Source organism: Leptotrichia sp. oral taxon 847 (assembly GCF_001553645.1).
In the GTDB taxonomy this organism is placed as follows: Bacteria; Fusobacteriota; Fusobacteriia; order Fusobacteriales; family Leptotrichiaceae; genus Leptotrichia.
In genome coordinates this window covers 1,599,309-1,626,006 of record NZ_CP014231.1, presented here as the reverse complement: position 1 = coordinate 1,626,006, position 26,698 = coordinate 1,599,309, and the positions used below count along the sequence as shown (strand labels likewise).

At 27.4% G+C, this 26,698-nt stretch carries 31 protein-coding genes; 13 read left to right on the top strand and 18 right to left on the bottom strand.

Annotated elements, in window-relative coordinates; genetic code table 11:
• Positions 1-66: 66 nt before the first annotated feature.
• The 17 genes from atpB to AXF11_RS07500 all read right to left on the bottom strand — a co-directional run bounded on the left by atpB (position 67) and on the right by AXF11_RS07500 (position 17,594).
• The gene (gene atpB, locus AXF11_RS07590) at positions 67-972 is read right to left on the bottom strand and encodes a F0F1 ATP synthase subunit A (RefSeq protein WP_068156640.1); all 906 of its coding nucleotides are present in this window, start codon (positions 970-972) and stop codon (positions 67-69) included.
• Positions 973-1,213: 241 nt separating this feature from the next.
• Entirely contained in the window at positions 1,214-1,603 is a 390-nt protein-coding gene (locus tag AXF11_RS07585; protein ID WP_068156636.1) for an ATP synthase I, read from the bottom strand.
• Positions 1,604-1,612: 9 nt separating this feature from the next.
• Positions 1,613-1,981, bottom strand: coding sequence for an AtpZ/AtpI family protein (locus tag AXF11_RS07580; protein ID WP_231724675.1), 369 nt, complete (start codon positions 1,979-1,981; stop codon positions 1,613-1,615).
• Positions 1,982-1,999: 18 nt separating this feature from the next.
• On the bottom strand, positions 2,000-2,746 hold the full coding sequence (locus AXF11_RS07575) for a class I SAM-dependent DNA methyltransferase (protein ID WP_068156633.1): 747 nt from the start codon (positions 2,744-2,746) through the stop codon (positions 2,000-2,002).
• Positions 2,747-3,160: 414 nt separating this feature from the next.
• Positions 3,161-3,628 carry a DUF7336 domain-containing protein gene (locus tag AXF11_RS07570; RefSeq protein ID WP_068156630.1) on the bottom strand — a complete coding sequence of 156 codons (468 nt, stop codon included), beginning with the start codon at positions 3,626-3,628 and terminating at the stop codon, positions 3,161-3,163.
• Positions 3,629-3,661: 33 nt separating this feature from the next.
• Positions 3,662-3,889, bottom strand: a complete 228-nt coding sequence (locus AXF11_RS07565; RefSeq protein WP_068156627.1) for a DUF7336 domain-containing protein — start codon at positions 3,887-3,889, stop codon at positions 3,662-3,664.
• Positions 3,890-3,909: 20 nt separating this feature from the next.
• Entirely contained in the window at positions 3,910-4,857 is a 948-nt protein-coding gene (locus AXF11_RS07560; RefSeq protein WP_068156625.1) for a hypothetical protein, read from the bottom strand.
• 673 nt (positions 4,858-5,530) lie between these two features.
• On the bottom strand, positions 5,531-6,892 hold the full coding sequence (glmM, locus tag AXF11_RS07545) for a phosphoglucosamine mutase (RefSeq protein WP_068156617.1): 1,362 nt from the start codon (positions 6,890-6,892) through the stop codon (positions 5,531-5,533).
• A gap of 21 nt (positions 6,893-6,913) precedes the next feature.
• Entirely contained in the window at positions 6,914-8,509 is a 1,596-nt protein-coding gene (locus AXF11_RS07540; RefSeq protein WP_068156614.1) for a sensor histidine kinase, read from the bottom strand.
• A 12-nt stretch (positions 8,510-8,521) separates the two neighbouring features.
• Positions 8,522-9,202, bottom strand: a complete 681-nt coding sequence (locus AXF11_RS07535; RefSeq protein ID WP_068156611.1) for a response regulator transcription factor — start codon at positions 9,200-9,202, stop codon at positions 8,522-8,524.
• Positions 9,203-9,428: 226 nt separating this feature from the next.
• Positions 9,429-10,697, bottom strand: coding sequence for a peptidase U32 family protein (locus tag AXF11_RS07530; protein ID WP_068156609.1), 1,269 nt, complete (start codon positions 10,695-10,697; stop codon positions 9,429-9,431).
• A 46-nt stretch (positions 10,698-10,743) separates the two neighbouring features.
• Positions 10,744-12,186, bottom strand: coding sequence for a replicative DNA helicase (gene dnaB, locus AXF11_RS07525; RefSeq protein ID WP_068156606.1), 1,443 nt, complete (start codon positions 12,184-12,186; stop codon positions 10,744-10,746).
• Between the two features lie 23 nt (positions 12,187-12,209).
• Positions 12,210-12,662: a 50S ribosomal protein L9 gene (gene rplI / locus AXF11_RS07520; protein WP_068156604.1), complete on the bottom strand. Its 453-nt coding sequence runs from the start codon at positions 12,660-12,662 to the stop codon at positions 12,210-12,212.
• A 35-nt stretch (positions 12,663-12,697) separates the two neighbouring features.
• A complete protein-coding gene (gene dnaX, locus AXF11_RS07515; protein WP_335338989.1) occupies positions 12,698-14,251 on the bottom strand; it encodes a DNA polymerase III subunit gamma/tau in 1,554 nt (517 codons plus the stop codon).
• A 149-nt stretch (positions 14,252-14,400) separates the two neighbouring features.
• Positions 14,401-15,042: a thiol peroxidase gene (tpx, locus tag AXF11_RS07510; protein WP_068156598.1), complete on the bottom strand. Its 642-nt coding sequence runs from the start codon at positions 15,040-15,042 to the stop codon at positions 14,401-14,403.
• 582 nt (positions 15,043-15,624) lie between these two features.
• Positions 15,625-16,308, bottom strand: a complete 684-nt coding sequence (locus tag AXF11_RS07505) for a DUF6320 domain-containing protein (RefSeq protein ID WP_068156595.1) — start codon at positions 16,306-16,308, stop codon at positions 15,625-15,627.
• Between the two features lie 20 nt (positions 16,309-16,328).
• On the bottom strand, positions 16,329-17,594 hold the full coding sequence (locus AXF11_RS07500) for an alcohol acetyltransferase (RefSeq protein ID WP_068156592.1): 1,266 nt from the start codon (positions 17,592-17,594) through the stop codon (positions 16,329-16,331).
• Between the two features lie 194 nt (positions 17,595-17,788).
• On the opposite strand from AXF11_RS07500, the gene AXF11_RS07495 reads away from it, so the two are divergent.
• The 13 genes from AXF11_RS07495 (at position 17,789) to aphA (ending at position 25,974) form a co-directional block, all read left to right on the top strand.
• Positions 17,789-18,070, top strand: a complete 282-nt coding sequence (locus AXF11_RS07495; RefSeq protein ID WP_068156590.1) for a hypothetical protein — start codon at positions 17,789-17,791, stop codon at positions 18,068-18,070.
• 34 nt (positions 18,071-18,104) lie between these two features.
• Positions 18,105-18,590 (top strand): hypothetical protein, encoded by a 486-nt coding sequence (locus AXF11_RS07490; RefSeq protein WP_068156587.1) that lies wholly within the window; start codon positions 18,105-18,107, stop codon positions 18,588-18,590.
• Entirely contained in the window at positions 18,587-19,150 is a 564-nt protein-coding gene (locus AXF11_RS07485) for a hypothetical protein (protein WP_068156585.1), read from the top strand. The genes AXF11_RS07490 and AXF11_RS07485 overlap by 4 nt, the downstream gene beginning before the upstream one ends.
• 14 nt (positions 19,151-19,164) lie before the next feature.
• The gene (locus tag AXF11_RS07480) at positions 19,165-19,395 is read left to right on the top strand and encodes a hypothetical protein (RefSeq protein WP_068156580.1); all 231 of its coding nucleotides are present in this window, start codon (positions 19,165-19,167) and stop codon (positions 19,393-19,395) included.
• Positions 19,396-19,783: 388 nt separating this feature from the next.
• Positions 19,784-20,311 carry a hypothetical protein gene (locus AXF11_RS07475; RefSeq protein ID WP_068156577.1) on the top strand — a complete coding sequence of 176 codons (528 nt, stop codon included), beginning with the start codon at positions 19,784-19,786 and terminating at the stop codon, positions 20,309-20,311.
• Positions 20,312-20,416: 105 nt separating this feature from the next.
• Positions 20,417-20,578, top strand: coding sequence for a hypothetical protein (locus AXF11_RS10605; RefSeq protein ID WP_156440398.1), 162 nt, complete (start codon positions 20,417-20,419; stop codon positions 20,576-20,578).
• Positions 20,575-20,739, top strand: coding sequence for a hypothetical protein (locus tag AXF11_RS10600; protein ID WP_156440397.1), 165 nt, complete (start codon positions 20,575-20,577; stop codon positions 20,737-20,739). The genes AXF11_RS10605 and AXF11_RS10600 overlap by 4 nt, the downstream gene beginning before the upstream one ends.
• Before the next feature lie 18 nt (positions 20,740-20,757).
• Entirely contained in the window at positions 20,758-21,162 is a 405-nt protein-coding gene (locus AXF11_RS07470) for a hypothetical protein (protein WP_068156574.1), read from the top strand.
• Between the two features lie 359 nt (positions 21,163-21,521).
• A complete protein-coding gene (locus AXF11_RS07465; protein WP_068156571.1) occupies positions 21,522-21,731 on the top strand; it encodes a hypothetical protein in 210 nt (69 codons plus the stop codon).
• Positions 21,732-21,891: 160 nt separating this feature from the next.
• The gene (locus AXF11_RS07460) at positions 21,892-22,626 is read left to right on the top strand and encodes an Imm49 family immunity protein (protein WP_068156570.1); all 735 of its coding nucleotides are present in this window, start codon (positions 21,892-21,894) and stop codon (positions 22,624-22,626) included.
• 373 nt (positions 22,627-22,999) lie between these two features.
• Positions 23,000-23,698, top strand: a complete 699-nt coding sequence (rlmB, locus tag AXF11_RS07455) for a 23S rRNA (guanosine(2251)-2'-O)-methyltransferase RlmB (RefSeq protein ID WP_068156567.1) — start codon at positions 23,000-23,002, stop codon at positions 23,696-23,698.
• Between the two features lie 33 nt (positions 23,699-23,731).
• On the top strand, positions 23,732-25,180 hold the full coding sequence (gene putP / locus AXF11_RS07450) for a sodium/proline symporter PutP (RefSeq protein WP_068156564.1): 1,449 nt from the start codon (positions 23,732-23,734) through the stop codon (positions 25,178-25,180).
• 65 nt (positions 25,181-25,245) lie between these two features.
• Entirely contained in the window at positions 25,246-25,974 is a 729-nt protein-coding gene (gene aphA, locus AXF11_RS07445) for an acid phosphatase AphA (RefSeq protein ID WP_231724674.1), read from the top strand.
• 42 nt (positions 25,975-26,016) lie between these two features.
• Here aphA and AXF11_RS07440 read toward each other — a convergent pair whose 3' ends face one another.
• Positions 26,017-26,688 (bottom strand): dTMP kinase, encoded by a 672-nt coding sequence (locus AXF11_RS07440; RefSeq protein ID WP_068156561.1) that lies wholly within the window; start codon positions 26,686-26,688, stop codon positions 26,017-26,019.
• Positions 26,689-26,698: the final 10 nt, after the last annotated feature.

Genomic DNA, 26,698 nt, shown 5'->3' with positions numbered 1-26,698 from the left:
GTTTTTTTTTATTTTTTTATTAGTTTTTTTATTCTTTGTACTCTTCTGATATTAAGATTTATTTAACTATTCGTCTTCTCCTTCTTCGCCCAATCCTTCGCCAATATAAACGGATGACAACACTGTAAAGACAAACGCTTGAACAATTCCTATAAATAAATCCAAATATAGTTGTAGAATCATCGTCCAACCTACCGCGAACGAAAAGTTTCCTTTCAACAAATTATTCGTTACAGTCTGGAACAACTGATGTCCTACAAGACTGTATAAAAGTCCCACAATTACCAATCCTGCAAGCATATTTCCAAATAGACGCATTGATGTATTCAAAACTTTTGAAAAAATGTCGACTATATTTAGTGGAAACATAAACCACATTGGCTCAAATAATGATTTTATATACGCTTTAAATCCGCCTTTTCTTATAGAGACTGTTAAAAAAAGGACAATTACTACAAGTGACAATCCAATTGTCGTATTCGGATCGGCCGTTGGCGTTCTAAAAAATGGTTTTATCTCCATTCCACTCTGTCCCTTTAAGAACATTACTACAAACGGAAATAAAAAACCGCATAAATTTGAAAACATTATAAAAGCAAACAGCGCCGCAAAAAACGGGACATATTTCTTTTTATATTTTCCAAAAGTTGTAAGAAACGTATTTTCAATAAAATTATAATATTCTTCCATTATAATTTGCATTCTGCTTGGATTTTTTACACTAGCATTTTTTGTCCCCAAATTTACAATAAACATTATTACAAGCATTAAAACCCAAGTATTTAACACCGTTTGACTCAGTGAAAACTTAAAATTCCCGACGACAAATTTAAAATAATGTGGTGGTTCTACAACTGAACTCGGTGATACAAAATTAATCGGCAAAACTGTACTTATAATTGCCAAAATAACATTTACGATCACCATCATAAGAAATAAGAGTCCAATAAATTTAAAAACTTTATTTTTCATCAATTTTCCTCCTTTCTTCTAAGAGTTCTTTTTTATTTTTGGAGTAAAAAGATTAAAAACTTCATTCGTACACTCATTATACTCCAATTTTTTTTTTTTTGCAAATTTTATTCTTTAATTTAAAATTTCACTTTTACTTGATTTTATTAAGTTTACATCATTCCAAAATCTTCTAATCTAAATATTTTTAATCTATATTTTAAAAAATAACACAGTGTTTTATTGATATAAAAAATAATTATTATTTCTTTTTTTTTAAGTAATTATTCAAAATAATCGTAATTTTATAATTTGTCGATCCAATTCCAGTAAATAAAAGGTTTGTCAAGACATGCCCCATAAAATATCTTTGGCTGACTTTTCCAACAATAAACATTCCAACGCAAAAAACTAAGAGCCTTTTCCAAAGTTCAAAATTTCCACGCAGTTTGGGACTATTTTTAAAGTACAAAATCTTATTTATTCCCGAGATAAGAAGTCTAACATTTATTAGTGAAATTATTCCCCCAACAAAAAAACCAAAGTAAAGTTCCACAATTCTAAAAATAAGTCCAATAAAAAATGCAATTATTGTAATATAAATTGAAAGTTTATAATTTCTTTTTATCTCACAAGGCATATTTTCAAACATTTTTACTCCTCACTTTATATTATTAATTTGTTTAATCAAAGACCAATATCCAGAAACTGCGCCTATCACAAGCAATATAACTAATACTATCGGCTGATCAGTTTTAAATAAAAACTTTTTTAAAAGCATATAAAACCCTAGCATAAGAAGTACAGGCACTGATAAAATATAAACCATATTTGTAGCTAGTGCAAAATATTTTATAATTTTATTATTTCTTTTTCGATTTTTTTTCTCATTTTCATTGTGACGTCCAAGTTTTTTTTCAATTTCATAAATTCTTTTTTTTCTTTTTTCTTCTTCGTCAATATTTTCTTTCTCTATATTTTTTCCATTCATATTTTTATCTGTATCTGTACTTTTTTTATTTTCTAACATATTCATTTTCTCCCTAACTTATATTTTTTTAAATACAAAAAATATTCTACTCTCTCCAAATTCAGGATTACTTGCCGTGTCAAATACTTCAAATCCATAATTTTTAGCAGTTTTAACTATCCATTCTAAATCATAAATAAATTTGTACTGAATATCGTTATATTTTCTAAATAAATTATCATTTAGATTTTCTCTGACAAATAAATCTATTTCCACAAGATGTTTTCTTTGTGAAAGTTTTTCATGGCGCCAAATACTTGTATATTCAGGCTCTTCATCCAAAAATATATCATTTTCAAAAATTTCAGAAAAAATATCTTCTGTAACAGCGTCAAAAATCAAAAATCCATCTCTTTTCAAATTTTTAGAACATTTTTCCAAAAGCTTCTTAAATTCCTTTTCATTCTTCAAATAATTTACCGTGTCAAAATTACAAACAATATTGTCAACTTCGCAAATTTTCCCATTTTCAAGAGTATTCTCAAAATTTACAATATTTTCTCTTATAAGTTTATAATCACAGTTCTTAAGTTTTTTATCAATTATTTTTTTCCTCGCAACTTCCAGCATTTTCTCCGACAAATCAACTCCAACCACAGAGAATCCGTCTTTCAAGAAACGAACCAAAAACTCACCAGTTCCACATCCCAAATCTAATAAAGTTCCCTTTTCCTTAATAAAACTCCTAAGAAACCTATACCAGCTATCATAATCCACATATTTCATAAATACATCATAAATTCCTGCGAATTCTTTATGCTCCATATTTTTCACCTTTCATTTTTTCTTTTAAATTTTAAGTATATTATAGCACAAAATTTTAGTAAAAAATATGTTGAAGTTGAGAAATTTAATGATAATATTATATAATAAAAATACTCCGTTCATAATAAAATAAACAGAGTATTTCTTTCAATAATACTAAAAATTATTTGCTAAACCAGTCTTCAATTCTATCTTCAAGCTCGGATTAATCATCTGGATCATTTGGATTCAAATCAGTTCCTAAGAAATTAGTCAAATCATCATCGGTTACTACTTTAGTTTCATCATCATCTTTATATTTTGACATAGTAAATCACCTCTCTCAATGCTATTTATATTTTGTTTAATTATACCCTCCCACATTTGTTTTTTCTTAGTTTATATTTTTTTTAACCTTTTAGTTTTTCTATCATATCATTCTTTATATTCATCCAAAATAAATTCCTCAATATAAAAATTAGAAATATGTGAAGAGAATCCTTTTATTTTCTGATATTTCTTTATTTTTCTTTTAGCTTCCAACTTTGACAGATAAACACCTAAAATTCTATGTTTTTCTTTTTCTTGAAAACCAACTATATAATAAAAATGTGAAAGCAAATACAATTTTCGATTATTTGATTTAATATGTTTTTCTTCATTTTTCTTGTAATAAGTCGTATAACCACCCTCCCACTGTGAATACTTATCAAGCGTATATTTTCCTATATAAAATCCGTCCAAATGAGAACAAAATCCCCCTATTTTCTTATATCTCAGCAATGCTTTCATCGCTTCTTTTTTCGTACAATATGCACCTAAAAATCTAGTTTCCTCCTCCCATTTATATTTATCATAAACATCTCCATATTCATAGCCATGCGACAAAATCCAGACTTCCATTTTTTCACTTCCCAAAACTCTTGTTAAATAAATTTATTTCAAACATTTCGATATAAAACCTTTTGTATAGTAATCTTTTCCGACAATCATCGTTCTAATTTTAAATCCTTCTGGAAAATCCTTAAAACCTTTATCCAATTTCCTTTTTTCCATAATTTCTTTCGCTTTTTCTTTTGTTGAAAAAAATCCAATTAGTATTTCATCTCCCTGTTTTGTCCTATGATATAACATATATACTTTTTTTATTTCATTAATTTTCATTTTTTTCTATCTCCATTACTTTAAATTTCTAAAACATAATTTTTGATTCTCAAAATATCAATTTCAGAAATTTCTATTTTTATTTTTTCAATAAAATGATAATTTTCATCCAACATTTTCAAATAAATATATTCATCAAATATTTTTTCAACAATTCCAACTTTAGTTTCATCAAAATAAACATTGTCAATAAAAATAAATATTTTAAATCTCATACAAATTTCTAAAATATCCAAGAAACTTATATTAGATATATTTTGAAAATATTTTTCTATATTCATATATTTAATTTTTTCTTTCCCACAAATTTCTGTTATCTCTTTGATATCCTCTTTTCTCACTATTGAAATATAGCTATCATTAGAAAATTCTTTTATTTCCTTAAAAATAATAATTTTCTTTCTTCTATCTAGCAAATTTCCTCTAAAAATTTCTCCTGAAAATAATTCTATTTTGCTAAAAGGACTATAATTTTTTTCATTAATAATTGTGCCATGTACAAAAATTTTTATTTTTTCAATGTAATTCACATCAAAAATTTCTTTAGAAACCACTTCTAACTCTTGATTTACTATTTCAAAATAATAGTAATCACTCTCTTTTTTTACTAAATATCCTTCCTCGATATCTCCATCTTTTAAATTTAGTAAAATTAGATATTTTCTTTTTATAATTTCTTCGCATACATCTTCGAATGAATTTATTTTTTCACTTAATTTTTCAAAATGTTGTGTAATTTTTTTTACATTCTCCAATTTCTTAATATAATCAGCTTCCAAAATAACTCTTTTAATTTTTTCAATTAAAAAAATTTTTATTCCATCTTCCAAATTATCTGTTCCATATGATTTCAAAAATAAATAATTTTCAGAAACCTTAATTATTTTACCAATCGAAAGTATGCTATCTTCCAAATGATATATTCCTATTTTTTTATTTATTTGACTATAAAAAAAATTTACTTTCATTTTTCTCTTCTCTCTTTCATACTCTAATATAAACTTTATATTAACAAAAATATATTTTTAAAACCCAAAAGAAAAAAATAAATTTATAATTAAATTTAATACTTTATTTTTTTTATCCCAAAAAATTAATAATAGATATTCAAAATCTATAAATTTCATATATGTCCATATTTCGTATTCTTTTGAAGTATCCAAAGATGTAAAAAAAAGTAATTTGACTAAAATAAATATTCTTAAATAAAAAATTAGTACAGTTAATATTTTTATTTTTGATATTTTCATATCTTAAACTCCTATTATAACTATAATTAAAATAAACATTGATATAACAAATCTAACCAAATAATTTTTGATCTTTAATTTTTTATATGGTCCATAAATACCAAAAAACATTAAATACCATAAAAATACAATTCTTAAATCATCGAATTTTCTAAATAATTTTAATTTATAAAAAAAATATATTAGAATTAGACTTGTTAATGAATATAAAGAAAAATATATATATTCATTAGATTTTATGTACTCAAAAATTTTTTTAATCATTCTAACCCATAATCCTTTCTAAATCTAGGATAATTAATCACTCTAAACTTATTTTTTTACTTTTTTTTATTTTATTAAAGAAAAAGACTAGAATTTTATCTAGCCTATTTCCCATAATTCAACTAACTTATCCCAAAACTTCTTCAACTTTTTTTGTCAACTCTTTGATATATTTATCCACAATTTCTTGTTTTTCTGCTTCAACCATCACTCTAATAAGCGATTCTGTTCCAGAAGCTCTCACTAAAATTCTACCTTTTCCAGCAATTTCTTTCTGTTTTTCTCTTATAAAATCCGTCAATTCTTTATTTGTTTCCCAAGTTGCTTTTTTCTCTTTAGAAACCATTATATTTTTAGAATCCTGTGGCCATAATTTTATATCTTTTACTAATTCATTTAATGTTTTTCCACTTTCCAAAATTGCTGCAACTAGCTGAATTGAAGATAAAACTCCATCTCCAGTCGTGTTGTAATCCAGCATCAAAATGTGTCCAGATTGCTCTCCACCGACATTTAGACCATATTCTTTCATTTTTTCAAGAACATATCTATCGCCGACATTTGCTCTAATTAATCCAATTCCCTGCTCGTCCAGATATTTTTCAAATCCCATATTACTTAGAACTGTTGTAACTACTTTATTGTCATTTAAAAGTCCTCGTTTTTTGAAGTACCCAGCGATTATAGCTATTACTAAATCTCCATTGATTACATTTCCTTCGTGATCGACCGCAATAAGTCTGTCCGCATCTCCATCAAACGCAAGTCCCAAGTCAGCTTTATATACTTTTACAACTTCCTGTAAAAGCTCTGGATGAGTTGAACCACAATTTACATTTATGTTTTTCCCATTTGGGATGTTGTTTATTACGATAATGTCCGCTCCTAATTTTTGATAAATTTTTGAAGCTACTCTGTAAGCTGCGCCATTTGCCGCATCAATGACAATTTTTAAGCCTTTAAAATTTGTTTTTACAGTTGACGCCAAAAAGTCCAAATAAATTCTCATATCGTCTTCAACATACTTAAATCTTCCTAAATCATCACCAGCAATTTGATGTTTTAGCAGTTTTTTTCTGTCTTCCATAAGCGCTTCTATCTCTTCTTCAACTTTATCGGGAAGTTTATAACCATTTGAGCTAAAAATTTTAATTCCATTATCTTTTACTGGATTGTGTGAAGCAGAAATCATGATTCCCGCATCAGCCTTTAATTTTCTTGTCAAATAACAAACACCTGGTGTTGGAAGCACTCCGACAAAATCAATGTGCACCCCCATTGAATTTAATCCAGCAGATAGTGCTGATCTTATCATATATCCTGAAATTCTTGTATCAGTTCCCAAGATAATTCTTGGTTTTCCCGCTTTTTTTCTATGTTTTTTTAAATAATATCCAAGAGCAAGTCCCAAATTTCCAACTAAGTCAATAGTTAAATCCTTGTTGGCTTCTCCACGCATTCCATCTGTTCCAAAATATTTTCTAGCCATTTTTATTCCTTTCGTTTATTTTTATTTACTTTTATTTACTTTCGTTATCTCTTTTTTATTTTTCTTTTTCCAAAATTTAAAAATTGAACTTGATTTTTCTTTTATTTTAACTTTTTTACTGATTTTTTCATTTCCACCAGCAATTTTTTTCCCATCTATTGGCAAAACTATCGATATTTTAGTTCCTTTTCCCATTTCAGAATCAATTTCTATTTTACCGCTATGAATTTCAATTATTCTTTTTACAATTGCAAGTCCAAGTCCTGTTCCACCTGTTGCTTTAGTTCTTGATAAATCAACTCTATAAAATCTATCAAAAATTCTTTGCGCATCTTCTTTTGAAATTCCAACACCTTCATCACGAACTGAAATTACACCATGTCCATTTTTTATTTCTGACTCAATATAAATATTCGTATTTTCTTCTGAATATTTTGTCGCATTTTCAATTATCGCTCTAATTGCCTGCTGAAGCAAAGTTTCATCACCGTTTATTTTAAAATCTTCACCCTCTTTTAGATGAATTTTGTGAGTTTTGGTTGAAACTTTTGTATCCGAATAAATCTGCCTAACCATTTCATTTGCATCAATTTCAACAAATTTTGTATTAATTTTTGTAATTTCACCTTTTGCCAAGAATAACAGCTTTTGAATTAAATTTCTCATATTATCAGTTTCATTTATAATCGAATCAATTGATTCTTCAAAAATTTCTTCATTTGTAAGTCTACGCTTTTTAATTATTTCCGCATAACCTTTTATTATTGCAAGCGGCGTTCTAAGCTCATGCGACGCATCCGACACAAATTTTTTCTGATTTCCAAAAGAGATTTCAATTCTATCTAACATTTCATTTATAATTAAAGTCAATGTTTGAAGCTCATCCTCACTTTTCGGAACTTCTATTCTCTGGCTCAAATCCTCACTTGTGATACTTTTTGCCGTCTTTATTACACTTTTAATAGGTTTTAGTATTCTTCTGCTGACTACTTTTGATACAATTAACGTAAGAACTGCTCCCATTATTGTAAATAAAATTACAAGATATTCCAATCTCTTGTAAATCTTATTTTCCTGTGAAATATTTTTTAACACATAGACATTGAAATCGTAATGTTTTATATTTCTTGCGACTTTAAAAGCAAAATATTTATTTTCACTTCCTAAATCAATAGTTTTCCCATTTGCGTCGTTTTCCTTTAAATTAAACTTTTCCAGCATTCCTACAACTTCTTCGTTTGTTGCATTTGCTTCTTCTGTATCAGTCCCACCGATTGTATTTATCGGAATTACCCTGCTATTATTTCTTTTCATTTCAAGAACATACAAGTAACTTTCTTCCCCTGGATTAAAAGGCTTTAAATAAATAATTCTTTTACCCTCCACGACTTGTGGGTTAAAATCAAATGTAAGTTCATTTGTCTTACGTGAAAACACCGTAACTTTGTCCAAAAAACTGTTTATATCTTCTATTTTATTTTGCGCCAAAGACACTAAATTTTTTTTTGACTGTCTTTGAAGTGAATACACTAAAATAATATTTGAAAATAATATCAATACCAAAAATAGAAGAACATAATTCAAAGAAATACGATCTTCTAATTTTAAATTTTTCATAAATTTGGCTCCTTATTTAAAGATAAATCCAATTCCTCTCACGGTTTGAATAAATTTTCTTTCGTAAGGTCTGTCAATTTTATCTCTTAAATATTTGATGTACAAATCCAAAATGTTATCATTTCCGATGTAATCAAATCCCCAAACTTCTTCCAATATCTTGTCTCTCGATAAAACAATTCCTTTATTTAACACCAAAAAGTCAAGTAACTCAAATTCTCTTTTTGACAACTGAATCAAGTCTTTTCCATACCCTCTAAAAATTTCATAAGTCGAATAATTTATTGTCAAATCTTCAAATTCAAATAATCCTTTGTGATCAACCGCTTTTTTCGTTCTTCTCAATAAAGCTTTTATTCTTGCAAGCAATTCTTCGTTTGAAAACGGTTTAGTCATATAGTCGTCAGCTCCATAATCAAATCCAACTACTTTATCACTAATTTCATCTTTAGCTGTAAGCATAATTATAGGTACTTGAGAAGTTTCTCTTACCCTTTTACAAACTTCCATTCCACTCATTTTTGGAAGCATTACGTCTAGTAAAATCAAGTCATATGAACCATATTTTGCCATATTTAACCCTTCTTTACCATCGTATGCAAAAAATACATCAAAACCTTCAAATTTTAATTCAATTTCAAGAAGTCTTGAAATTTTAGGATCGTCTTCCACTACTAGTATTTTTTCTTTCATCATTTATCACCACTTTTATTTTAATTTGTTGAAAATTTAAAAAAATTTTCAATTTGTACTAATTATTATACCTTATTTTTTAAAATTTGTATACCCTTTTATCTTTTTTTTACAATAATTTTTAGATAAAAAATAATTATAAATAGATTAAGATAGTTGTTTTTTTACAAACTTTACTTTCACTTTATTAAACTTTTAGTTAAAAAAAGATTACAAAAAATTAATTTTAAAAATTCTCTTTGTCCATATCACTGTCCGATTTTCCTTCAGGAAGTTTTATTCTAAGTAAATCCATCGGTCCCATTTCGACATCTGTTTCAATAATTGCAATAGTATTAGGATTTACATAATCTTCATATTCTTCTTTTTTGGTATTATAAAAATTTTTTACTTTAAATTTTACAACTTCTGATTCTGGTCTTACAAGTTCTAATTCCTGCGTTGCAAAAACTTGATTTCTAATTTGAATTTTATATTTATTCGTATCAACTTTTTCCAGTACATTTGCAACCAATCTGTAAGTTTGACTGTATGAAAGTCCAGTTTTGTAATTTTGATCTTTTTCAGTCGTAGGCCCCAAGAAAAATCCGTTTGAATATTGTCTATGACTAATTGTTTTAAGTTCCTTTAACCAATCTTCATCAAATTTATAATTTCCCGAATAATAAGAATCCAACGCTCTTTTATATTGTTTTACTACTGTTGAATTGTAGTAAATACTTTTCATTCTTCCCTCAATTTTTAGTGAATCCACCCCTGCTTCAATAATTTTATCAATAAATTCGATTGTACACAAATCTTTTGCATTAAACATAAATGTTCCATCTTCATTTTCTATAATGTCATGCACTCCCGTTTCTTCATGTCCTTCAGCAATGACTTTATAGTTCCAACGGCAATCCTGTGCACAAATTCCACGGTTGGAATCCCTTCCGGTAAAATAGTTACTAAGTAAACATCTTCCTGAGTAAGTCATGCACATTGCTCCATGAATAAACACCTCTATTTCAACATCTGGCACTTTTTCACGAATTTTTTTAATCTCATTTAACGACATTTCTCTTGCCAAAATAACCCTTTTAGCTCCCATCTCTTTCCAAGTTTTGACACTCATCCAGTTTGTATTATTGGCTTGTGTGCTGACATGTATTTTTAAGTTTGGAGCATACTCCCTAACTAGCTGAAATACTCCAAGATCCGCTACAATAGCTGCATCTGCACCATATTCCTCCAGTTTTTTTATAAATCTTGGCATATATTCAATTTCTGCGTTGTGAGCAAAAATATTTAATGTAACATAGACTCTTTTCCCCAGGCTGTGAGCATAATCAATGGCTTGTTTCAATTCCTTGTTGTTAAAATTAGAGGACATCCCTCTTAAATTAAAGGCATTTCCTCCAATAAAACAAGCATCCGCTCCAAAATGAAAAGCACTTTTTAACTTTTCCATATTTCCAGCAGGCGCCAATAATTCTACTCTTTTTCTCTTTTCCATCTCTTCTCCTTAAATTTTTTAATTTTTCTTCTTTTATCAAATCTTTTTATTCAAAAGCTGGTAAATATTTGTCGTCTTTTATGTTTAAAAATCGTTGATATGAAGCTTCAAATGCTAATTTTACAGTTCCCACCGGTCCACTTCTATGTTTTCCAATAATTAATTCTACTTCTTCAGCTTTTTCATCTTCTTCTTTACCACTGTCATTATTACTATTATTGTTGTCACTGCTTTCTTCTTCATCTAAATTATTTTTTTTGTAATAACTGTCTCGATATAAAAACATTACTATATCCGCATCTTGCTCTATTGCCCCAGATTCTCTCAAATCAGATAACATCGGTCTTTTATTATTTCTTTGCTCCACTCCCCGAGAAAGCTGTGACAAAGTTAAAATCGGTATATTTAGCTCTTTTGCAAGAAGTTTTAGTGAACGTGAGATTTCCGATATTTCCTGTTCTCTGCTTTTTCTATAGCCTTCCTGTGGACTTATTAGCTGCAAATAATCCACCAGAAGAAAGTCTAATTTCCCTTCCGACTTCAATCTACGAGCTGTCGACTTTATTTCTAGCATATTCACACTTGAAGAATCTGAAATGTAGAGAGGCATTTCAGTAAGCTCGCCAAAAATATCCCCCATCTTATTCATTTCTTTTTTTGAGAGCATATTATCTTTTAACGCTTTTAATCTTATTTTTGCAACAATTGATAAAATTCTGTCAAATAATTGCTCATTTCCCATTTCCAAACTATAAACCAGAACGTGTTTATTTTGTTTTGCGACACTTATTGCTAAATTTAGTGCAAATGCAGTTTTCCCCATAGCAGGTCTAGCCGCAAGAATCATTAAATCAGATCCGTGAAGTCCGCTTGTCATATGATCCAAAGCTGCATATCCCGTAGGAATTCCACTAAGTTCACTCTTAGATTCCTGATATTTATCCAACAAATATAATTTTTTGTCCGCTAATTCTCCAACTTGTATAATTTCCTGATGCTGCTTTTTTTTTGAGATTTCAAAAATTTTCTTTTCAGCCTTATCAAGAATCGACTCTATATCTTCATATCCATTCCCTGCCAGCTTCACAATATCTTCTCCGACACCGATAAGCTGTCTTTGAATTGATTTTTCTTTTATTATTCTGGCATAAGTCATCGCATTTGCCGCTGTTGGAACTACTTCTGTAAAATCGTAAATTGTATCTTTTCCTCCGACTTCTTCCAACAAATTATTTTTTTTCAAAAGTTCGACAATTACAAGAACTTCAATAATTTTTCCACTTTCATGAGCCTTTTTCATCTCATTGAATAATATTTTGTGATTTCCTTTATAAAAGTCCTCTTCATTTATGACTTCCAGAACATCAGACATAATTTCCGGCTTTAAAAAAATTGAACCTATTAGCGCTTCTTCAGACTTTATACTATACGTTTTTTCAGTTAAATTATCCACTGTCTCGTCGGTCAAATTTAAGTTATCTGTATCCATCTTTTCCCTTTATTCTAATAAATTTATTTTGCTTCCACTTTTACTTTTATGCTTCCTTTTACTTCCGAATGAAGTTTTAGTTCAACTTTATGAAGTCCCAAATCTTTTACTCTTGTATTACTTGAGATTTTCTTTTTGTCAATTTCTATATTTAATTGATCCTTTATTGCTTCAGCAATTTCTTTTGCTCCAATTGAACCAAAAACTTTTCCATTTTCTCCAGCTTTAACTTTTAATACAATTTCTTTTTTTGCAAGTATATCTTTTAATTCATTCGCTTCTTTTACATCTCTTTCATGATTTTTCTTTATTTTTTCATTTTTTTTCTGCAACTTATTGATATTTTCAGGTGTAGCCAAAACTGCCTTATTTTTATTTAATAAAAAATTATTTGCATATCCATCTTTTACTTCTATAATTTCATCTTTTTTTCCTATACCTTTAATTGTTTCTGTTAAAATTACTTTAATTTTCATACTTATTAAAATCTCCTTTTCATCTCTAGTATTTTTTAATATTTACTTTCCAAAATTTCCCCTTCAAAAAATTCCGTCATTTTATCTAAAAATTTTTTACTTTCACTTTTAACTTTATTTTTTAAAACCAAAGCCTTTATTTCAATGTCAGTTTTACAAATTTTATTTACAATTTCCTCTATTTCTTTTTTGTTTTTTTCCATAATCATCTTTGCGCTAAAATTACTTTCAACAGCTATATATAAAACATTATCTTTCACTTCTAAAAGTTTTGCATTTTGAAAATAAACCTGAAAAGCTATATTTACTTTTTCTAATCCAGAAATTATTTTTCTCCAATTATTTCTAAAAACAGAAATATCAGTTTCTTTTTCTAAATTTGAACTTTCTATAAAAGCTTTCTTCTTTTTGTCTTCATTAAAATCATTCTTTGTTTGAGCTTTTTCAAAATCTTTTAACGAAATTTCATTCATCACTTTTCGATAAATAGAATTAGAAATTTCCTTTGTGTCAAAATCAAAACTTTGGACGTTTTCTATATTATCTTTAACCGACTTATTATTTTTATACAATTCATGAACTAAAACATATCCTAATAATCGTTTGTCCTCTTCATACTTAAATTCATTTAATGTAGCGTATATCGAACTTATCGTATCAAGCAAAAAATTTACTTCAATGTTACTTTCTTTTCTAAACTGCTCTTTTAAATAATAAGAAAAATCTTTCAAAAAAGTTTCGATTACAACTCCATCTTCCCAAATTTTATCAACAAAATCAATAAGCTTTTCCTTATCTGAGAGCAAAATCAAATCCAAAAATTCTTTTAAAAGAGCTTCTGGCACAACTCCTAATGCCTTTTGCGTCATTAAAATATCAATTGCTTCTCCCGGATAATTTGACACAACTTGCTCAAAAATCGAAAAACTGTCCCTTGCACTTCCTTCAGATTTCTGATATATCAAGTCCAGACTTTTTTCATCAATTTCAATATCTTCTTTAAAAGCCACCGTCTTTAACAATTTTGTTATATCTTTTTTATTAATTGGCAAAAAATCATACCTTTGACATCTCGAAATAACCGTATCTGGAATTTTATCAATTTCAGTTGTCGCTAAAATAAATATTATATGTGACGGCGGTTCTTCCAATGTCTTTAAAAGTGCGTTAAATGCCTCTTTTGTGAGCATATGAACCTCATCAATTATATAAATCTTTTTTCTTCCCTTTACGGGTCTATAATTTATTTTTTCTTTTAACTCTCTAATTTCGTCAATTCCACGATTGGACGCTGCATCAATTTCCACCATATCCATAGAAATCCCTTTACTTATCTCAACGCAGTTTTCACAAACTCCGCAAGGAGAATCTGTTATACCATCACTATTTAAACAATTCACCCCTTTTGCAATAAGCCTTGCAATCGTAGTTTTCCCAACTCCACGTGGTCCGTTAAACAAATAAGCATGTGATAATTTATTTTCTCGCAAAGAATTTTTTATAGCACGAGTTACAAATTCCTGTCCCGCTATCTCATCAAAATTTTGTGGACGATATTTCCTATATAATGTAATATTCAATATTCTCACTTCTCATTTCTTTTTATTACTGTTTTTATTATATCATTTTTAATAAAATTTGTGAACTACAAAATCTTAATTCAATAGAGTAAAAATTTTAGAGGTTAATTTTATTACTATAAAAAAATGGTAGCTTTTATTCTACCAATTTTAATTTTTTATTTTTTCATTTTTTTCAAAAAATCTAATGCTTTATCTATATCAGCTTCCTTTTTTTCATCTGAAACATATTCTATATACTTAATAGTATTGTCTTTATCCAAAATGATTAATGCGCGGGTAAGAAGACCTTTTTCTTTTATAAATAACCCATTTTGCAGACCAAATTGATGGTATTTAGAATCTGAAATAGCTTTTATTCCGTTTATATCATTTTCAGTACAAAATCTAGTTTGTGCAAATGGAGTATCTTCTGTAATTGAATAAAATTTTATATCTGGGTTTTTCTTAGCCTCATCATTTAAAATCTTTGTTTGAATTGAGCAAACTTTTGTATCCAAAGAAGGCGCTGTATATAAAACTTTTATATTTTTATCATCAAAAATATTTTTTTCTTCTAATTTTGTATTCACTACCATTGGAATTTGAGTTATTTTATCGCCAACTTTTAATTTCTTTCCAACAATTGTAACAGGCTCTCCACCCATCTTAATTTTTAAATCATTTTCAGATTTTAGACTTGCGACATATTCTAAATATTTTTTATCCACGCCTTTTACTTCTTCAGTTTTACTTTTAGTTTTATTCCCACAAGAAACTATTGCAAGTAAAATTAAAGAATTCAAAATTATTTTTTTCATGTGATTTCTCCCTATTTCAAATTTTAAATTTTTTTTATTATATCACTAAAAATTCTTTCTTGCAAATACAAATGTTTTTAAAACAAAAAAAATATTTAAAGATAGATTTTTAATTTCAAATTTTTTAAAGTTATCCTTAATTACAAGATGTTATTTTGTTTAATATAGTTTTTTCTTTTTTTACATAAGGGGAAAGGGCCGCCATTTCCCCTTATAATCCCCACGCTCGTCTAAGAATTTTTTTGAAGCAAAGCCGAAACTCACTTCGTTCAGACAGTCGTCTTTACTCCAAAAAAATCACGACACTTTTGTATGATAGTAAAGTTTAAACCGTCGGAGCATTTTTATGTGCTGACAAAACTATTTGAGCACAATTAGTGCGAGTTTTTTGGCAGTGCATAAAAATGACGAAGACTAGCCGGGGTGCAGGGGTGCGGCGATGAGCACTTCTGCTTAAAAAAGGATATTGAAAAATTTTTATTTTAAGAATTTCATAGATTACATAAGAAACCTAAATTAGAAATTCTTTTATTTACCTCTAAATATTTTATTTCGTTATATTTTTTAATAAATATATTTTAACTACAAATGTAATCTTCTTTTAAATTCTTCCTTATACGACTTATATGAATATCTTAAAAGTATGTTTAAGATAAAAAGCGGAATTGATGAAAATATTGACCAGGTCATTTTTCGGCTTATTATAAATTCCAACACCAATAAAAATATTCCGACAAAAAAGATAAAAAAATTTAATATTTTCAATTTATCCGTTTTGTGCTTGTCCCAAACAAATGAAAAAATGAATCCAATTACTGTAAATGCCACAACAATTGGAATTCCTAATTTTAAACTCCAAGTTAAAACTTTATCTCCATAATCCAAGATTAAAAAATAACTACTCAGTCCAAAAAAACAGATGAATAAATTTGTTCTCATTCTATAAGAATCAAGTAAAATAAACAAAAATAAATCAAAAATCAAAATTGACGGAATTGTATAATATCCCCATTTTATTCTATTGTACATTATCATATTTTGAAAAAATACTTCTAAAATTGAAATTATCGAAATTGTAAAAAAAGATAAAAATACCGCTTTTTTTACTTTTTTCATCCTCAATTCATAAAAATTTATATTTATTTTTGGATATTCACTTTCATAGCTAATTTTTTCCAAATCTTCTATTTGTGGTACAGGTGTTTCGCACAAAGGACATTTTTTTACACCATCTTCAAGTTCTATGCCACATTTTATACAGTACATTTTACTTTCCCCCTTCTTTTTTAATAATTTGTTATAATTTTTGATCGTATTCCACGCTTTCTTAAATAAACAAAAAAATCTCTCTCAATTTCATAATTTGTAGTTAAATTTCCAAAATTTATATATATCTTTTGAGTATCACTGATCACTCCAATTTTTACTTTGCATCTCTTACTAGGCGGTGGCAAAAATCTAAATCCTAAAACATATTTTTGATATTTCTCATCGATCCTAAAAATCCCTAAGTTTGAAAATCCTGTTGTATATCCCCGTTCGCCGTAATAGTCGAAAATAAACGGAAAAAACATTCGCTTTATAAAATATGGAACTATTTGTATTAAAATATTTTCAACTGGATTCATCGCTTTGTAAATACTTTTGTAAAACTCCTTTTCATTTATTTTAAGAGCAAAATAATTGTCTAAATATGTAATAATTTCAGAAAGTGAGTAAGTTCCAAGACTTGCGTCCACACTTGGCGTAATATTTATAAAAAAATTTCTATACGTTTTTTCAACAAAAATTTTTCTTAAATCTACAGGAACACCGATAACAATCGGATTTTTTGCATTGAAATATCTATCCAGCAAAATTTTAAAATAGACGGCGAGTAAATATTTTCCAATTGTCGTTTTATGTTTTTTACTTTCTTTTTTTATTTCCCCCAAGGAAATTTCTCCTGTCGTTATATGATACTGTCCTTTTTTTAATATTTTCAGTGGCAAATGAAACGCTGATTTTATCGTTACTTCTTTACTAACTTTCCGTAAATATTTTTCGTACGAATTGACATACTCATCTTTTTCAACATTTTGCACGTCTTCCAAATTTTTCTTTTCTCTTGCAAACATTTTCATTTTATTTTTTACTATAAAATACTTTTCTTCCAGATACCTTTCAAGCAAATCTTTAAAAAATATCATGGCTCCCCCACCATCAGTTAAAAAATGAGCAATTTCTACTGAAAGTTTATTATTGTAATAAATTATTCTAAGTGGATTATTTTTTTGAATATCTGTACACGGATAAGTTTTTTCCTTTTCCACCGTAAATCCTGTATTTTTTTCTTGAAGATAATTCCAAAAGATTCCTCTTTTCAGTTCTGAATTAAAAAACGGATACTTTTTTTCCATAAAAGGCAATATTTCCTGCAAAATCTCCAAGTCAACATTTTCCGAAAACAAAACAGAAAGCCTAAAGCAAGTCGTTCTCCCTTCACTTATGATAGAAGAATAAGTTTTCGCAAACGCATCTAATTTATACCAATTTTTTTCATTTTTACCCATTTTTTACCCTTTCTTGCCACTTTTTTCATTTCACATTATCATTATACAACGATTAATTTTATTTTTCCACACTTATATTTTTATAACAAAATGGAACTATAAATTATAATTATAATATTTGTTTCGAATTAATTAGTTTTCCTTCATAATCATACTTTTTCTATTTTTTTCATGATAAGTATGTTGGACATAATATGCAAAACTATGATACAATGGCAACAACAGGAGCTTCATCAGGAACGTCATTAGGAAAATCTCCTAGAGTTACAAATATTGGATTTAATCAAGATGACAGGGATAAACAGGGAGTAACTAGAAATACAGTAGTTGGAAATGTAGAAATAGGAGAAGCTTCTGGAAGTCCAATAAATAGGGATGTTACAAAAGCTAATGAAGTTACAAAAGATTGCAGGATTCGACTGATATTAATGTTGAGAGCCAGACTATTGAATATGCTACTAATCCTGGTAAGTTAAAAGAAGATTTGAATAAGGATAAAGAGGTAAGATGATGAAAAAATTTATAGTTTTTATAATTTCATTAAATTTACTTGGCAGTGAGTTTAAAAAAATGGATGACAGTTTTACTAGGAAAATGGATTTAAAATATGAAGAATTTATTTTAAAAAACGTTAATCATAAAGACTTTATTACTATTTCAGAAACATTGGGAAATATTATTATCTTTTTTAATCAGGAGAAAAAAATTAACAAAATCGTTTATTTTAATAAAAATAATAAAATAAAAAGAGAAGAAATTTATAAAAACGCAAATATTTATAAATTGAATATAGCAAGATATTTATATGGAGAAAATCTGAATGAACAATCAAATATAAAAACTGGTATTGAAAAGGTTATAGAATATTATAATTATGAAGAAAACAAAATAAAAAAAATTATAATCTTTTCTGGATTAGAAAAAAAATTTGAAGTAGAATTTGATGAAATTGGCAATGTAAAGAATATTCTAAAAGAGGCGGAACTAAAAAAATGAAAAGGGTTATCTTATTAATAGTATTATCAATAAATATTATGTATTGTAAAGAAATAAAAATATTTGGCAGAATACCTGATTATTCTTATGATGAAACAATAATCAATCAGATTTTTTGCAGTCCAGATAATGAAGATTATTTAAAAAACCTAACAACAGGTAACGCACCATTATATTATGATGGAAAAACAAATACTTTTATTCATAATGTATACAATCATTATACTACATATTATTCGTATGATTTCGTTTTAAAATCTAAAAATTATGTTGAAAAAAAAGCTCAGATATATTTTAGGAAAAATAATTATCCAGAAATTCATTGCTTAAATAATTTAGATGAAGAGTCAAAATCAAAAGTATTAAATTTTTTCTCATTAGACATAGAAAAATACTATATGAATTTATATCCAACCTGTATAATAGGGAAAGATAAAGAAAGTAATATTTTGTTTGGAAAATGGGAAATTGAAGATAATAAAGTCTCCCTTGAATTACATTATAATAATTTTGAAATAAGAAAAATATCTAAAAAAATAATGAAATATTTAAAATTATAGAAAAAATTGATTCAATGAAGCAAGAAGAAGGCTATTATTTGGTTCCAGATTATAATTTTGAATATACAATATTTACTCCTAATAAAATATTGCATAAAAAAGATATTAGCCTTTCTGAAGATGAAGAAAAATTGATTAACACTTTAAAAATATTATTTAAAAATGAATTTCTAAAAGAATATTGGTGTAAATCAAGAATTTTTAATAGTTGTATTGATGAAAAAAATGAGCAGTCAAAAGATTAAATCATAAATAAAAAATTACATTAAAAAAAAGAAAAAAGATGTCAGAAAATTATTTTATACTGCACCTAAATCTTGGGCACAAAATAGGAGATGCAGTTTTTTTACATTTTTTCTGTATTCCAAATACTGATTTTTTGAGCTGTATAGATATTATACAAGCTTTTTAAATGATATTTTTTATGGTTAGATAAAACATTTTTAAAATTCATAGTAAAAGAACAGTAAAACTAAAATTTTTAGAACAGCAATTACAGCAAGGGAAAATTTTTTATCTTTCACATGATCCTATGAAAGCAAGTGGATATTTTCAAAAAGAAGTAAATTTTTTAAAAGATAATGGTTTTAAATTTATAAAAGATGGAGAATTCTGGAAAGCGGTGAAACAATAATGATTATAAAAGACTATAGTGAAGCAAAAAAAATATTTTTACATTATAATGGAAGTTATTTTCATATGCAAAGAGAGGAGTATCTTGATCAATATATGAAATTTAATATTTCAAAAAAAGAAGAAAGAAAATGGTTAAAAGAAAAAGTAGAGAAAATACTATCAACAATAAGTGAAGTGAAGAATATAAACTTAAAATATGATAAATACTGGAATATTCTATATATATTAACTGAAACTTTAGAAGATAATCATCTTTTAGATAAAACAATAAGTGCGTTTGAAAAAGATTTAAAATATCTAGATATATTTTCAATTAACATGATATTGGAAATGATTCATGATAATAAAAAAATATGGAAAAATTTTAAAAAGAAATTAAAAAAAATAATACAAAATAATGATATAAGTAAAAATGAAATTATATCGAAAGAACATAATAAATTAAAGGGAATTCAGTTTTTGACAGAAGATAAAGTAATAAAAAATATAGAGAAATTTTATCTAAATTACAAAGTTAAATATTAAAATTTTTTTTAACACATAATAAAAAATAACATAATCGTCGCTACAAGAAAAGGAGCGACAGTTCTTGAAGAGGGATCTGATGGAGTATTCCGAGTTCCTGAAAATGTGACAAAACCTTCAAAAATTGTATCCAGGAGACTGCCACATAATACAACTTCCAGCACAACAGAAGTTACAAGCCATACAAGAAATGTTGAAAGAATTACACAGACAGCAGGGAATGCGGCTAAAAATTTAAATACAGGAAACAGACTGCTAAATCTATGATAGAACAGGTATATGCAGTTAGAATACCTGCAGGAACAGTTACATATGAAGGTCCAGTTGCGCCACAAGGTGGAATGTATTTGGGAGGAATGGAGACAAATCAGATATTTATACCCGATACTAGAATACCTGGAATTGAACTTTTTAAATATAGTAAATAAAATGGAGGTGTTTAGGAAGTGGAGAAATTGGAAAAATACATAGAATTAAAAGAGGCAGTAGAAACTTTCTTAAAAAAAAGAAATGAGTTGAAAAAAAGAAAAGATTTATATGAACCAATCAAAATTTCATTACTAGATTATTTATGCATATTAAATATTGTAATCTATGGGGAAAGAGAAATATTTCCAGAAGAATTGAAAAAAGAAATAAAAGATGAAATAAGAAAATGGAGTAAATGGGGAAGTCCAGAACCAAAAGATCAAGGTTTTTCTTCTTATTACTTCTATTTAATTGAATCAGAAGAAAATGACAAAAAAAAAATTGAAGAAGTTTATCAAATTAATAATCAACTTGATGAATTAAAAAACAAAATATATAAAATCAGTTCAGAAATATTTGAATATGACATTTATCCATTTTAATTTTTAGAATTTAATGAAATTTAAATCATATTCTGAATTGACTAAAGAATTCTAGTTATGCTTATAAAAAAATTCTATTACTCGAAATTTTGATTTTAATCATATACTACATGGAGAAACTAACATTTAGGAACTAGAGAAGCAGCTATAGTAGAAGAAGATAAAATAAAAAAAATATGTTTTAAACAAGACATAAGGAATCAATGGAATAAATAAGATTTTATTAAAAAAATCATTCACAGGAAAATACGAGTTGTTAAATTTATTCCTTTTTAGATGTATACACCTTTGTCAAAATATTTAAAAAAACTGGAGAAGTTTGGATACTTGATAGTAAACAGATTGCAAAATCAGGAAATATGAGTGTATCAAATAAAGGAGCAGGGGATACAAGACAAATGTCATCTGATTGGATTGATACTCTGGTACAAAAATTAGGACAAAATAGTTCGGTAGCAAAAGAAATAAAAGCAGCACAAAAAAATGGTAAATTAAAAACAGGATTAGTTGGTGTCGATAAAACAAACGAAAAATTAATTTTTGTACCAGTAAATATTGAAAATAAATAAAACAGGAGTGAAAAATGAGTATTGTAGCAAGTGAAAATAAATATAAAAAAGGGATTGAGAGAGTAAAGATTGTCGAAATGACAAAAAAGAAATAGAAGAAAACTTAGAGTTTATTGAAAATAAAAAAGGAAATATTTTAGCAGGAATAAGATTTTTTGCAATGGATTATTTTATGTTATCTTCAAAAAATTTATTGATAGAAAAAAATATAGTAGAACATAGAAAAAATTGTTTTATCGGCGGGAAATTAAAAATTCTTGGTAATGATATAAAAAGTAGACTTTTTTCTCAAGTTTCTCGAATGTTTGAAATGTTTATGTCAAACAATCCTGATTTTATAACATTTTTTAAAAATAATATGGATATGATAATGCCAGATGATTATAACAGTGAAAAAAATAAATATGGATATTTAAAAAATGATTATGGATCATTTTTCTTAATTCGTGTAATTCTTCATGCAATAAGAGGAGATTTTGAAGAAGTCAAAAAAAGATGTAGTGCATATTTGGAAAAGCCACTGAAAGATAGTTATTATAAATACGGAGAACTGCACTATGAATTTTTAAGTGCTTTGGCAGATAAAGATATTGATGGAATGAAAAAAGCTATAGACGGGATGATGGAACAGAAGGTGGCAAGAAAATTTTCTAATGACTGTAATCCAGATTACGAGTTTTATTTACATGTGTATGTAATTATTTATGCAAAAATAGCATTATATCATGGAATAGACTTGGAAATTGACAATGAAGTAGCACCAAAAGAATTAATAGACATAACTCCGCTTGAAAAATATGAAGATCCGTATGATTTTATGAAAGATTTTGATTTGGCAACAGTAACACCGAAAGAATGGAAAGAATGGAAAAACAGCTGGAATTTAAATTTATAAAATTTTTAAATAACCGTTGTTGTAAAAGACAGCGGTTATTTTTTTTCTCATTTTTAGACATTACAAATTAACAAAATATTTTAATTACATCAAATTCACCCATATAACCCCTGTAAGTCAAAATTTTCATTCAAAACATAGGGTTTTATACTAAAAATGAATTTTTTGAGCTGTATAGATGTTATATGAACTTTTTATATGATATTTTTTTAATAAGTTGGATAGAATATTTTTAAAATTTATAATAAAAGAACAGTAAAACTAAAATTTTTATTTTTTTTCTTTAAAATAGATGAAATTTAAACAAGACAAAAGCTGATTTTTTTGTTATAATTAATATAAATCACAAAAAGAAAGCGAGAACGAGAAAAATATGGAAAAAATCATAGGAATTAATCCTGTAACGGAAGTTTTAAAATCCGATAAAAATATTGAAAAACTTGAAATTTATAAAAAAGTCAAGAAAGAAACTATAAAAAATATTTTAAATTTAGCAAGTAAAAAAAATATAAAAGTTTTTTATCACGACAAAAGAATTGAAAATTCACAAGGTGTCGTCGCAATAATCTCAGATTTTGACTACTATGTTGACCTAAACGCATTTTTGGAAAAAGTTTTGAGAAAAGAAAATTCAAAAATAATAATTTTAGATCAAGTTCAAGACCCAAGAAATTTTGGTGCAATAATCAGAAGTGCTGAATGTTTTGGAGTTGATGGAATAATCATTCAAGACAGAAATAGTGTAAAAGTGACAGAAACAGTTGTAAAATCATCGACAGGAGCGATAGAACATGTGGATATTGTAAAAGTTACAAATATCTCAGATACAATCGACAAATTAAAAAAATATGGATATATGGTTTATGGCGCTGAGGCGAATGGGGAATGCTACTACTACGAAGAAAAATATCCAAATAAAGTTTGCCTTGTACTTGGAAGCGAGGGAAATGGAATGAGAAAAAAAGTTAGAGAGCATTGTGATAAAATCGTAAAAATTCACTTAAATGGAAAAATCAATTCTTTGAATGTATCTGTCGCAGGTGGAATTTTACTTGCTGAAATGTCTAAATAAAAAATTATATATAGAGAAAAAGAAGGAGAAAAAATGTCAGTTGGAATTGAAACATTTATAACATTTGGAATATATTTATTATTTTTAATAGGAATAGGAGTGTATTTTTACATAAAAACAGACACACACGAAGATTATGTTCTAGGCGGAAGAGGTGTTGGATACTGGGTTACAGCGATGTCAGCTCAAGCCAGTGATATGAGTGGATGGCTACTTTTAGGACTACCTGGAGCTGTTTATTTATCTGGATTAAAGCAAATATGGGTCATTGTAGGTCTTACCATCGGAACATATTTAAACTGGAAATTCGTTGCACCAAAACTTAGAACTCAAACGGAAGAACACGATGCACTGACAATTCCTACATTTTTATCGAGAAAATCAGGCGATAAAAAAGGATATGTAAAAACTTTTTCTGCAATTGTAATATTATTTTTCTTTACAATTTATTCTGCTTCGGGTTTGGTCTCAAACGGAAAATTATTTCAGTCACTTCTTGGAATTGACTATAAATTAGGAGTTTTACTAGGTGGTGGAACTATTATTATTTATACTTTTTTAGGTGGCTACTTAGCTGGAGTTTGGACTGATTTTTTTCAGGGAATACTTATGTTTTTTGCAATAATTGTCGTTCCTGTCGTTGCATATTTTATAGTTGGCGGAAATAAAGGAATTGAAACCGCTATGATGCAAAAACATATTTCTTTAAATCTTTTAAAATATCCTGAAGCGCTTAGTTTACCTGTCATTATTTCAGGACTTGGATGGGGACTCGGATATTTTGGACAACCGCACATAATTGTAAAATTTATGAGTATAAAAGATGTAAATGAACTTTGGAAAGCACGGCTTATTGCGATGGTCTGGGTTATTATTTCTCTTGTTGGGTCAATTGCTGTTGGACTTACAGGAATGGCACTTTATCCTGATATAAAAACAATTTCAGGTGATGCTGAAAAAATCTTTATTTACATGATTGGTGGACTTTTCAATCCTTGGGTTGCAGGAATTTTGTATGCTGCGATTTTATCAGCTATAATGTCAACAATTTCTGCACAATTATTGGTTGCTTCAAATACTTTGACAGAAGATTTTTACAAATACATTGTCAAAAGAAAAAAAAGCCACAAAGAACTTATATGGGTTGGGAGAACATTTATAATTTTAATTTTTATTATTGCAACAGTTTTGGCAATGAATCCAAACTCACAAGTTTTATCACTAGTTTCTTACGCTTGGGCAGGTTTTGGTGCTGTATTTTCTCCAGTAATTTTATTTATTTTATACAAGAAAAATTTACACTGGCAAAATATATTAATTTCAATGCTTATCGCAACTGTCACAGTTATTTTTTGGAATCAGTGTGGACTTGGAAAAACAATCTACGAAATCGTTCCTGGATTTATAGTAAATTCCATAACTTTGTATATTTTGGAAAAATTTAGTAAAAAAAAGTGTTCAAATTCAATGCAACATTCATAAATTCATTAAATAATTTTTTGATTAAAAAAATTTATAAAAATAAAAAATATATAGGAGGAAATGTTATGAAAATGAAAAAAACATTATTATTTTTATTTACTGCATCTGTAATATTTGCATCTGGACCGAAAGTCCCTTATACACACGAAGGATTTTATTCAACAGACAAAGTTCAAAAAGCCGTTCATTTTGTATCTGTTGACGATATTAAAAAAAGTTTGGAGGGAAAAGGTCCAATTAATGTAAGTTTTGACATTGATGACACATTGCTTCATTCAAGCGGATATTTTATCTACGGACAGCATTATTTTCAAATTCCAGGAGATAAGAGTGGTGCCGCAAGTTATCTTCATAACCAGAAATTCTGGGATTATGTAGCTGAAAACGGAGATGAACACTCAATTCCAAAACAATCTGCAAAAGATTTAATTAAAATGCACTTGGAAAGAGGGGATAACATATTTTTCATCACAGGAAGAACAAAACATTCCAAAGATAAAAACTATACTTCGACAAAACTTTCTAAAACATTGCAAAGATATTTTGAATTGCCAAAAGAAGTTTATGTTGAATATACAGCCGATACTCCAAAAGGTGGCTACAAATATGATAAATCATTCTATATGAAAAAACACAACGTTTCAATCCACTATGGTGATAGCGATGATGATATCTTAGCTGCAAGAGAATTAGGAATCCGAGGAATAAGAGTCCAAAGACCTTACAATTCCACAAACCCACAAAAAATGAATGGCGGATATGGTGAAGAAGTTTTAATAAACTCTGCATGGTAAAATAAAAAAGTCAGAAAGCACAAAAAAGTACTTCTGACTTTTTTAAATAAATAATAATTTCATTATTTCATCATTAATTTCGTCAATTGACTTTAATTTACCGTTATTTACACAAGAAATTATTTTCCAGTTATATTTTAGCGCAAGACTTTTTGCCGTTTTATATGATTTTTTCAAATATTCTTTATCCTTTTCATGAATATCTTTTTTAATTTCTCCAGTTATCTTATTTTCACGATTTTCCATGAGCTTTTCGCTAATCTCAAAAGGGATATCCAAAAAAAACACAATGTCAGGCTTAGGCAAACCAATTTTATTCCATTCCAAATCAATTAGCCATTCCAAATATTTTTCTTTTTCAGTTTCATCACTAATTTTTGGAACTTGATGAATCATATTTGAAATTGTATATCTATCACTTATAACTATTCCTCCATCGTTGTAAAACTTTTCCCATTCCATTTTGTATGAAGCAAATCTATCGACAGAATAAAGAACTGATGCTGCATAAGCATTCACGCTTTGAGCTTTTTCCCCAAATTCTCCTGCAAGATACATTTTTACAGGTTCTGAGGCTCTGCTCTCATAATTTGGAAAAGAGATTTTTTTTATTTTTTCTTTCCCTTTTAACTTACACAACTTTTGGTATAGTAATTCCGTCTGTGTCTGTTTTCCACTTCCATCGATTCCTTCAATAATTATTAATTTTCCCATCTTTTTTCCT

Coding starts and splice junctions, on each gene's coding strand:
- AXF11_RS07585 (WP_068156636.1), bottom strand. CDS start 1,603: ATGTTTGAAAATATGCCTTGTGAGATAAAAAGAAATTATAAACTTTCA.
- AXF11_RS07490 (WP_068156587.1), top strand. CDS start 18,105: ATGAAAAAATTTATAGTTTTTATAATTTCATTAAATTTACTTGGCAGT.
- glmM (WP_068156617.1), bottom strand. CDS start 6,892: ATGGCTAGAAAATATTTTGGAACAGATGGAATGCGTGGAGAAGCCAAC.
- AXF11_RS07505 (WP_068156595.1), bottom strand. CDS start 16,308: ATGTACTGTATAAAATGTGGCATAGAACTTGAAGATGGTGTAAAAAAA.
- AXF11_RS07460 (WP_068156570.1), top strand. CDS start 21,892: ATGGATTATTTTATGTTATCTTCAAAAAATTTATTGATAGAAAAAAAT.
- AXF11_RS07575 (WP_068156633.1), bottom strand. CDS start 2,746: ATGGAGCATAAAGAATTCGCAGGAATTTATGATGTATTTATGAAATAT.
- AXF11_RS07500 (WP_068156592.1), bottom strand. CDS start 17,594: ATGGGTAAAAATGAAAAAAATTGGTATAAATTAGATGCGTTTGCGAAA.
- AXF11_RS07440 (WP_068156561.1), bottom strand. CDS start 26,688: ATGGGAAAATTAATAATTATTGAAGGAATCGATGGAAGTGGAAAACAG.
- rplI (WP_068156604.1), bottom strand. CDS start 12,662: ATGAAAATTAAAGTAATTTTAACAGAAACAATTAAAGGTATAGGAAAA.
- AXF11_RS07530 (WP_068156609.1), bottom strand. CDS start 10,697: ATGGAAAAGAGAAAAAGAGTAGAATTATTGGCGCCTGCTGGAAATATG.
- rlmB (WP_068156567.1), top strand. CDS start 23,000: ATGGAAAAAATCATAGGAATTAATCCTGTAACGGAAGTTTTAAAATCC.
- AXF11_RS07540 (WP_068156614.1), bottom strand. CDS start 8,509: ATGAAAAATTTAAAATTAGAAGATCGTATTTCTTTGAATTATGTTCTT.
- AXF11_RS07495 (WP_068156590.1), top strand. CDS start 17,789: ATGCAAAACTATGATACAATGGCAACAACAGGAGCTTCATCAGGAACG.
- AXF11_RS07535 (WP_068156611.1), bottom strand. CDS start 9,202: ATGAAAGAAAAAATACTAGTAGTGGAAGACGATCCTAAAATTTCAAGA.
- AXF11_RS07485 (WP_068156585.1), top strand. CDS start 18,587: ATGAAAAGGGTTATCTTATTAATAGTATTATCAATAAATATTATGTAT.
- AXF11_RS07565 (WP_068156627.1), bottom strand. CDS start 3,889: ATGAAAATTAATGAAATAAAAAAAGTATATATGTTATATCATAGGACA.
- atpB (WP_068156640.1), bottom strand. CDS start 972: ATGAAAAATAAAGTTTTTAAATTTATTGGACTCTTATTTCTTATGATG.
- AXF11_RS10600 (WP_156440397.1), top strand. CDS start 20,575: ATGATAGAACAGGTATATGCAGTTAGAATACCTGCAGGAACAGTTACA.
- AXF11_RS07580 (WP_231724675.1), bottom strand. CDS start 1,981: ATGTTAGAAAATAAAAAAAGTACAGATACAGATAAAAATATGAATGGA.
- dnaB (WP_068156606.1), bottom strand. CDS start 12,186: ATGGATACAGATAACTTAAATTTGACCGACGAGACAGTGGATAATTTA.
- putP (WP_068156564.1), top strand. CDS start 23,732: ATGTCAGTTGGAATTGAAACATTTATAACATTTGGAATATATTTATTA.
- AXF11_RS07570 (WP_068156630.1), bottom strand. CDS start 3,628: ATGGAAGTCTGGATTTTGTCGCATGGCTATGAATATGGAGATGTTTAT.
- tpx (WP_068156598.1), bottom strand. CDS start 15,042: ATGAAAAAAATAATTTTGAATTCTTTAATTTTACTTGCAATAGTTTCT.
- AXF11_RS07480 (WP_068156580.1), top strand. CDS start 19,165: ATGAAGCAAGAAGAAGGCTATTATTTGGTTCCAGATTATAATTTTGAA.
- AXF11_RS07465 (WP_068156571.1), top strand. CDS start 21,522: ATGAGTGTATCAAATAAAGGAGCAGGGGATACAAGACAAATGTCATCT.
- aphA (WP_231724674.1), top strand. CDS start 25,246: ATGAAAATGAAAAAAACATTATTATTTTTATTTACTGCATCTGTAATA.
- AXF11_RS07475 (WP_068156577.1), top strand. CDS start 19,784: ATGATTATAAAAGACTATAGTGAAGCAAAAAAAATATTTTTACATTAT.
- AXF11_RS07560 (WP_068156625.1), bottom strand. CDS start 4,857: ATGAAAGTAAATTTTTTTTATAGTCAAATAAATAAAAAAATAGGAATA.